The sequence below is a fragment of the Roseisolibacter sp. H3M3-2 genome (assembly GCF_029211165.1).
In the GTDB taxonomy this organism is placed as follows: Bacteria; Gemmatimonadota; Gemmatimonadetes; order Gemmatimonadales; family Gemmatimonadaceae; genus Roseisolibacter.
Genome location: NZ_JARGEK010000115.1, coordinates 1 through 7561, shown reverse-complemented (window position 1 = coordinate 7561; position 7561 = coordinate 1). Strand labels below are relative to the sequence as shown.

The 7561-nt window shown below is 76.4% G+C and carries 8 protein-coding genes; 2 read left to right on the top strand and 6 right to left on the bottom strand.

Annotated elements, in window-relative coordinates; genetic code table 11:
* Positions 1-74 precede the first annotated feature (74 nt).
* Together PYV61_RS11460 and PYV61_RS11455 are read left to right on the top strand one after the other, a co-directional pair.
* Entirely contained in the window at positions 75-1364 is a 1290-nt protein-coding gene (locus PYV61_RS11460; protein ID WP_275831531.1) for a cation:dicarboxylase symporter family transporter, read from the top strand.
* A 58-nt stretch (positions 1365-1422) separates the two neighbouring features.
* Positions 1423-1878, top strand: coding sequence for an NUDIX domain-containing protein (locus tag PYV61_RS11455; RefSeq protein WP_275831529.1), 456 nt, complete (start codon positions 1423-1425; stop codon positions 1876-1878).
* A 161-nt stretch (positions 1879-2039) separates the two neighbouring features.
* Here PYV61_RS11455 and PYV61_RS11450 read toward each other — a convergent pair whose 3' ends face one another.
* From PYV61_RS11450 to PYV61_RS11425, 6 genes are all read right to left on the bottom strand, one after another.
* The gene (locus PYV61_RS11450) at positions 2040-2894 is read right to left on the bottom strand and encodes an alpha/beta hydrolase (protein WP_275831527.1); all 855 of its coding nucleotides are present in this window, start codon (positions 2892-2894) and stop codon (positions 2040-2042) included.
* Positions 2895-2904: 10 nt separating this feature from the next.
* Positions 2905-3300 (bottom strand): RidA family protein, encoded by a 396-nt coding sequence (locus PYV61_RS11445; protein WP_275831524.1) that lies wholly within the window; start codon positions 3298-3300, stop codon positions 2905-2907.
* A complete protein-coding gene (locus PYV61_RS11440; RefSeq protein WP_275831522.1) occupies positions 3297-4937 on the bottom strand; it encodes a benzoate-CoA ligase family protein in 1641 nt (546 codons plus the stop codon). The genes PYV61_RS11445 and PYV61_RS11440 overlap by 4 nt, the downstream gene beginning before the upstream one ends.
* An 8-nt stretch (positions 4938-4945) precedes the next feature.
* A complete protein-coding gene (locus PYV61_RS11435) occupies positions 4946-6118 on the bottom strand; it encodes an acyl-CoA dehydrogenase family protein (protein ID WP_275831520.1) in 1173 nt (390 codons plus the stop codon).
* Between the two features lies 1 nt (position 6119).
* Positions 6120-6971 (bottom strand): enoyl-CoA hydratase family protein, encoded by an 852-nt coding sequence (locus PYV61_RS11430; RefSeq protein WP_275831518.1) that lies wholly within the window; start codon positions 6969-6971, stop codon positions 6120-6122.
* A partial coding sequence (locus PYV61_RS11425) for an SDR family oxidoreductase (RefSeq protein WP_275831516.1) occupies positions 6968-7561 on the bottom strand: 594 nt, incomplete at its 5' end. The genes PYV61_RS11425 and PYV61_RS11430, both read right to left, overlap by 4 nt.

Here is a 7561-nt window from a genome sequence, read left to right as displayed (position 1 = left end):
GCTCGCCGCTCGCCGCTCGCCGCTCGCCGCTGCTCCCTTGACTCCGGGATGCCCGCCGTGCCCATTCCCGCCGCGTGTCCCCCGCCGCCCGCACCTTCGCCGCGCTCGCCGCCGGCCTCGCCCTCGGCGCGGGGCTGCGCGCCGCGCTCCCCGCCCCGTCGCTCGACGCCCTGCTGGCGGCCGCCGAGCCGCTAGGGACGACGTGGGTCAACGCGATCCGCATGACCGTCGTTCCGCTGGTCGCGTCGCTGCTGGTCGGCGCGGTGGCCGCCGACGACGCGCGCGTGGTGGGGCGGCTCGGCCTGCGCGTCGCCGTCGCCTTCGCGGTCAGCCTGGGCCTCGGCGCCGCGCTCGTGCTGCTCGTGACGCCGACGCTGCTCGCGCGCCTCCCCGTGCCGCCCCCCGACGCGCTGGCCGCCCTCGGCGCCGGCGCGGCGCCCCTCGGCGAGGCGGTGGCCCCGGTGGGGCTGCGCGACTGGCTGGTGGGGCTGATCCCGACCAACCCGGTGAAGGCGGCGGCCGACGGCGCGCTCCTCCCGCTGGTGGTCTTCACCCTCGCCTTCGCCGCCGCCGCCACGCGCATCCCCGAGGCGTCGCGCGCCGCGCTCGTCGGCGTCTCGCGCGCGGTGGCCGACGCGCTGCTGGTGGTGGTGCGCTGGGTGCTGGCGCTCGCCCCGCTCGGCGTCTTCGCGCTCGCGCTCCCGCTGGGCGCCCGCGCCGGCGCCGCGGCGGCGGGCGCGCTGGCCGGCTACGTCGTGCTCACCATCGCGCTCTGCCTCACGATCAACGTCGGGATGTACGTGGGCGCGATCACCCTCGGCCGCGTCCCGCTGCGCACCTTCGCGCGCGCGGCGGCGCCCGCGCAGGCGGTGGCCCTCGGCACCCGCTCGTCGCTGGCCGCGCTCCCGGCCATGCTGCGCGGCGCCGAGCAGCACCTCGCGCTCCCGCCGGCGTCGGTGGCGATGCTGCTGCCGCTCGCGGTGGCGACGTTCCGCATCTCGGTGACGGTCGCGATCATCGTCGGCACCCTCTTCCTCGCCCGCCTCGCCGGCGTCGAGCTCACCGCCGCCCAGCAGCTCGGCGTCGGCGCCACCGCCGTCCTGCTCAGCGTCGGCGTCCCGGGCGTCCCCGGCGGCGTCTTCCTCGTGATGGCCCCCGTCCTCACCTCGGTCGGCGTCCCCGCCGCCGGCGTCGGCCTGCTGCTCGCCGTCGACCCGATCACGGACGCGTTCCGCACGCTGACGAACGTGACGGGGCACATGGCGCTGACGGCCATCGTGGGGCGCGAATCCCGAACGGCGGGAGTCGTGACTGCGGGAGTCGAAGATGCGGGAGTCGCGACCGCGCAAAGCGGAGCGCAGTAACGACTCCCGCTTGGATGACTCCCGCAGTGACGACTCCCGCCGTTCCAAACGGAATCGAATGCCCCACTTCGTCTACGTCCTCGCCCTCCTCTTCACCCCCGACGGCCGCCACGTCGTCCTGATGCGCAAGACGCGCCCCGCCTGGCAGGCCGGCCGGGTCAACGCGCTCGGCGGCAAGCTGCTGGCCGGCGAGTCGGCGCTCGACGCGGCGCGGCGCGAGGTGCGCGAGGAGGCCGGCGTCGACGTCGCGGCGTGGGAGGAGTTCCTCGTGTGGGAAGACCCGGTGTACCGCATGCACGCCGTGCGCGCCTTCGACGAGGCCGCGCGTCACGCGCACACCGCCGAGGACCAGGAGGTCTTCCTCGCCGACCCGGCCGCGCTGCCGCCGGCGTTGATCGACAACCTGCGCTGGCTCGTCCCGCTCGCCCTCGACCGCGACGTCGCGGTGCCGGTGCGCGTGGCGAGCCGGGATCCGGAGGGGTCTGGGCTGACGGAGCCGGTGACGGCCGGGTAGGGCGAAGTCGGGAACGGCGAACACGGGTACTACGAACACGGGTACTACGAACACGGGTACTACGAACTCGAGAGGAGCGAAGCTCGCAGTCTCCGAGTTCGCAGTCTCCGAGTTCGCAGTCTCCGAGTTCGCAGTCTCCGAGTTCGCCCTTCCCGAGTTCGCTACTCCCGAGTTCGCCGTTCCCGCAGAAACCCCAGCACCGCCTCCCGACACCCCTCCGGCTCGTCCGCCCACAGATCGTGCGTCGCCCCCTCCACGACCACCCGCCGCACGTCCGGCAGCACGTCGGCGAGCGCGTCGTCCACCACGCGATGTAGCGGCGTGGTGCGCGTGCCGGTGAGCATCAGCACCGGGATCCGCAGCGCGGCCAGCCGCTCGCGCGACAGGGCGGGGAAGGGCTCTTCCGACCGCACGTGCGCCTCCCAGTCGCGCGCGTTCTCCAGCACGCGGCCGCGCGCCCGCGCGTGCAGCCCGTCGAACGTCCCCGCGCCGAGGAAGCCGTCGACGATCCCGCGCATCGCCCCGTCGGCGTCGCCGGCGCGGAAGCGGGCGGCGGCCGGGTCGAAGACGCCGCGCACGAAGTCGCGCCGCATCGCCGCGCCCCCGGGCGTCGCGTCGGCCAGCGGGAGGACCGGCGGCTCGGCGAGCACCAGCGAGCGGATCGCGCCGGGCCGCTCCAGCGCCAGCGCGAGCGCGGCCACGCCCCCCACCGACGCCGCCACGACGTGCGCGGGCCCCAGCGCCAGCGCGTCGAGCAGCGCGCCCAGGTCCTCAGCGTCCACGCGCGGGGAGTGCGCGTCGCCCGGCGGCGGGTTGAGGTGCGGCCACGAGTGGCGGCGGCTGTACGCGACCACGCGGAAGTGCGCCGAGAAGGGCGCGACCTGCCGGCGCCAGTAGCGCAGGTCCTTCCCGCCGCCGTGCACGAACACGACCGGGTCGCCGGCCCCCGTCTGCACCACCGCCAGCGCGGCGCCCGAGGGGAGCTCGAGCCGCCGCGGCGCGTCCAGCACGCTCACGCGACCGCGCTCACGTCGGGATGACCGCCGTCGCCTCGATCTCGACCAGCGCGCGCTCCTCCAGCAGCCCCGCGACGACCACCACCGACATCGCCGGGTAGTGCGCGCCGAGGATCTCGCGGTACGCGCGCCCGACGGCGCGGCGCGCCGCCACGTACGCCGCGCGGTCGGTCACGAACCAGGTGAGGCGCACCAGGTGCGCCGGCTCGGCGCCCGCCGCGCGCAGCACCGCGACCAGGTTGCGCAGCGCCTGCGCCGTCTGCTCGGCGAAGTCGTCGGTGGCGAACGCCTGCGTCGTCGGGTCCCACCCGATCTGCCCCGAGACCGCGAGCACGCGCCCCTCGGCGACGATCCCGTCGGCGTACCCGACGCCGCGCGGCCACCCCTCGGGCTGCACGACGGTCACGCGTCCCCCTCGCGCAGGCGGTAGCGCTGCAGCTTCCCCGTGGCCGTGCGCGGCAGCTGGTCGACGAACACCACCCGCCGCGGGTACTTGTACGGCGCGATCGTGGCCTTCACGTGGTCCTGCAGCGCCTTCGCGAGCGCCTCGTCGGCCGCGACGCCCGCGCGGCACACGACGTACGCCGTCACCAGCTGCCCGCGCTCCTCGTCGGGCAGCCCGACCACCGCGCACTCCTGCACCGCCTCGTGCAGCATCAGCGCCGCCTCGACCTCGGGCCCGGCGATGTTGTACCCCGACGAGACGATCATGTCGTCGGTGCGCGCCTGGTACCAGAAGTAGCCGTCGGCGTCCTGCACGTACGAGTCGCCGGTGAGGTTCCACCCGTCGCGCACGTAGCCGCGCTGCCGCTCCGCGTCGTCGAGGTAGCGGCACCCGGTGGGGCCGCGCACCGCCAGCCGCCCCACCGTGCCGCGCGGCACCTCGGCCATGTCGTCGTCCACCACGCGCGCCTCGTACCCCGGCACGACTTTCCCCGTCGAGCCGGGGCGCACGTCGTCGCCGGCCGCGCTGATGAAGATGTGCAGCATCTCGGTGGCGCCGATCCCGTCCACGATGCGCAGCCCCGTCGCCGCCTGCCACGCCTCGGACGTCGCCTTCGGCAGCGCCTCGCCGGCCGACACGCACAGCCGCAGCGACGACACGTCGCGCCCGGCCAGCAGCCCCGCCATCGCGCGGTACGCCGTCGGCGCGGTGAACGTCGCCGTCGCGCGGAACCGCTCGACCGCGTCGAGCAACAGGGCGGGGGAGCCCTGCTCCAGCAGCACCGCCGACGCGCCGGCGCGCATCGGGAACAGCACGAGCCCGCCCAGCCCGAAGGTGAAGGCGATCGGCGGCGTCCCCGCACACACGTCGTCGGGGCGCAGGCCGAGCAGGTGCGGCGGGAAGCAGTCGCACACCGCCAGCACGTCGCGGTGGAAGTGCATGGTGCCCTTCCCCTGCCCGGTGGTCCCCGACGTGAAGGCGATCAGCGCCACGTCGTCGGCCGCCGTGTCGACGGCGTCGAAGGTCGCCGGCTTCCCGCGCATCAGCGCCTCCAGCGACCCCTCGCCGCCGTCGCCGCCGAACGTCACCGTGCGCGCCCCCTCGCGCCCCGCGAACCCCGCCGCGCAGTCGTCGAGGCACCGCGCGTCGCACAGCGCCAGCGACACGCGCGCCTTCTCGGCGACGTACGCCACCTCGCGCGCGCGCAGCAGCGGCATCGTGCACACGGCCACCGCGCCCGCCTTCAGCACGGCGAACCAGCACGCCACCTGCAGCGGCGTGTTCGGGCCGCGCAGCAGCACGCGCGCCCCCGGCACCACCCCCAGCTCCTCGACCAGCGCGTGCGCGATCCGGTTGCTGGCGGCCAGCAGCTCGCCGTACGTCCACGTCCCGGCCGCGGTGTGGAAGACGGGGCGCCGCCCCAGCCCGTTCGCCACCTGCGCGTCGAGCAGCTCGACGGCGCAGTTCAGGCGGTCCGGGTAGTCGAGCCGGGGGAGCAGGTCGTAGCGCAGCAGCGGCCACTGGTCGCGCGGCGGCAGGTGGTCGCGGCAGAACGGGTCGACGTGCGCCGACCGCGCCGCCGGCGCGCTCTCGGTCATGGGGTCGCTCACTCGGTCGCCTTGAGCAGCTCGCCGGCGATCACGAGCCGCTGGATCTCGCTCGTCCCCTCGTAGATCCGCAGCGCGCGGACCTCGCGGTAGAGCCGTTCGACCACCCCGCCCACCCGCACCCCCAGCCCGCCGAGCAGCTGCACCGCGTCGTCCACAACGCGCTGCGCCGCCTCGGTCGCGTGCAGCTTCGCCATCGCCGCCTCGCGCGTCACCCGCTCGGCGCCCGCGTCGCGCGTCCACGCCGCGCGGTACACCAGCAGCGCGCTCGCGTCGACGGCCAGCGCCATCTCGGCCAGCCGCGCCTGCGTCAGCTGCCACTCGGCGAGCGGCTTCCCGAACACCCGCCGCCGCCGCGCGTGCGCCAGCGCCTCGTCCAGCGCCCGCCGCGCCATCCCCAGCGCCGCCGCGCCCACCGTGCTGCGGAAGACGTCGAGCGTGCCCAGCGCCACCCGCAGCCCGCGCCCCGGCTCGCCGATCCGCTGCGCCGCGGGCACGCGGCACCCGTCGAAGCGGATCGTCCCCAGCGGGTGCGGCGCCGTCACGTCCACCCGCCGCGTCACCGCGAACCCCGGCGCGTCGGCGTCCACCACCACGGCGGCGAACGCCTTGTCGCCGGCCCCGGGCTCGCGCGCGAACACGACGTAGTGGTCGGCCACGCCGGCGTTGGAGATCCACGTCTTCTCGCCGTCGAGCACCAGCGCGTCGCCGTCGCGGCGCAGCGTCGTCGTCATCGACGTCACGTCCGACCCCGCGTGCTCCTCGGAGAGCGCGAACGCCGCCACCGCGCGCCCCGCGGCGATCGGCGGCAGGTAGCGCGCGCGCAGCGCCTCGTCGCCGAAGAGCGCGATCGGCCCGCCCCCGAGCCCCTGCATCGCGAACGCGAAGTCGGCCAGCGCGTCGGCGCGGGCCAGCGTCTCGCGCGCCAGGCAGAGCGCGCGCACGTCGAGCGCGGCGAACGTCCCCCCGTGCGCCGCGGGCACCGCCAGCCGCAGCCACCCGGCGTCGCCCAGCCGGCGCACCAGCGCCCGCGTCGCCTCGCCCACGTCGTCGTGCCCGTGCGGCGGCTCGTCGGCCAGCTCGGCGCGCGCCCACGCCGACAGCTCGGCGCCCAGCGCGCGGTGCCGATCGTCGAAGAAGGGCCAGCCGAGGTGCGGCAGCGGCTCCGCCATCTCAGTCCCCCTCGAACACGGGCGTCCGCTTCTCGACGAAGGCGCGGTAGGCGCGCGCGAAGTCGCGCGTCTGCATGCAGAGCGCCTGCGTCTGCGCCTCCGCCTCGATCGCCTCGTCGACCGACATGCTCCACTCCTGGTGGAGCGCGGCCTTGGTCATCCCGTGCGCGAACGTCGGCCCGTGCGCCAGCGCGCGCGCCAGGGCCGTCGCCTCGCCGAGCAGCGCCTCCGGCTCGACGAGGCGGTTGTGGAACCCCCACCGCTCCGCCTCCTCGCCGCCGAGGAAGCGCCCGGTGTACAGCAGCTCGCTCGCGCGCCCCTGCCCGACGATGCGCGGCAGCAGCGCGCACGCCCCCATGTCGGCGCCCGAGAGCCCGACCCGCACGAACAGGAAGGCCACCTTGCTGCGCGCCGTGCCGAGCCGCAGGTCCGACGCCATCGCGACGATCGCCCCCGCGCCGGCGCACACGCCGTCCACCGCGGCGACGATCGGCTGCGGGCAGGCGCGCATCGCCTTCACCAGCTCCCCGGTCATGCGGGTGAAGCGCAGCAGCCCCGGCGCGTCGCCGGCCTCCTGCATGCGCACCAGCGGGCCGATGATCTCGTGCACGTCGCCGCCCGACGAGAAGTTGCCGCCGGCGCCCGTGACCACCACCGCGCGCACGTCGCGCGCCCGCGGCAGCCGCCGGAACAGCGCCGCCAGCTCGTCGTACGACTGGAAGGTGAGCGGGTTCTTCCGCTCCGGCCGGTCCAGCGTGACCGTGCCGACGCGGTCGGCCACCGACCAGCCGAAGTGGGTCGCGCGGTAGTCCGCGGCGACGAAGTCGGGGCCGAACTCGCTCACGGCGCTCACATGACCTCCCCCGCCGCGACCGCGACGGCCTGCCCGGTGATTGCGCTCGCCCCGGGCGCGCACAGCCACGCCACGGTCGCCGCCACCTCCTCCGGGCGCACCAGCGTCCGCCGCGGGTTGAGCCGCTCCAGCGTCTTCCGCGCCTCGTCCGGCGTGCGCCCGCCCGCCACCAGCGCGTCGATCGCCGAGCGCGCCATGTCGGTCTCGGTGTACCCCGGGCACACCGCGTTGACGGTCACCCCGTCGCGCGCGGTCTCCGCGGCCAGCGCGCGGGCGAGCCCCAGCAGCCCCGCCTTCGACGCCGCGTACGCCGCCGTCCCCGGGTACCCCTTGAGCGCCGCCGTCGACGCGACGAGCACGACGCGCCCGCCGCCGGCCGCGCGCATCTCCGCCAGCACCTCGCGCGCGCACAGCCACGCGCCGGTGAGGTTCACCGCCAGCATGCGGTCCCACAGCGCGCGGTCCGTCGCCTCGGCGCGCGCGCTCGCCGACTCGCCGGCGTTGGCCACCAGCGCGCGCACCGGCCCGAGCGCCGCGCGCGCCTCGGCGAACGCCGCCTCCACCGCGTCGCCGTCGGCCACGTCGCTGTC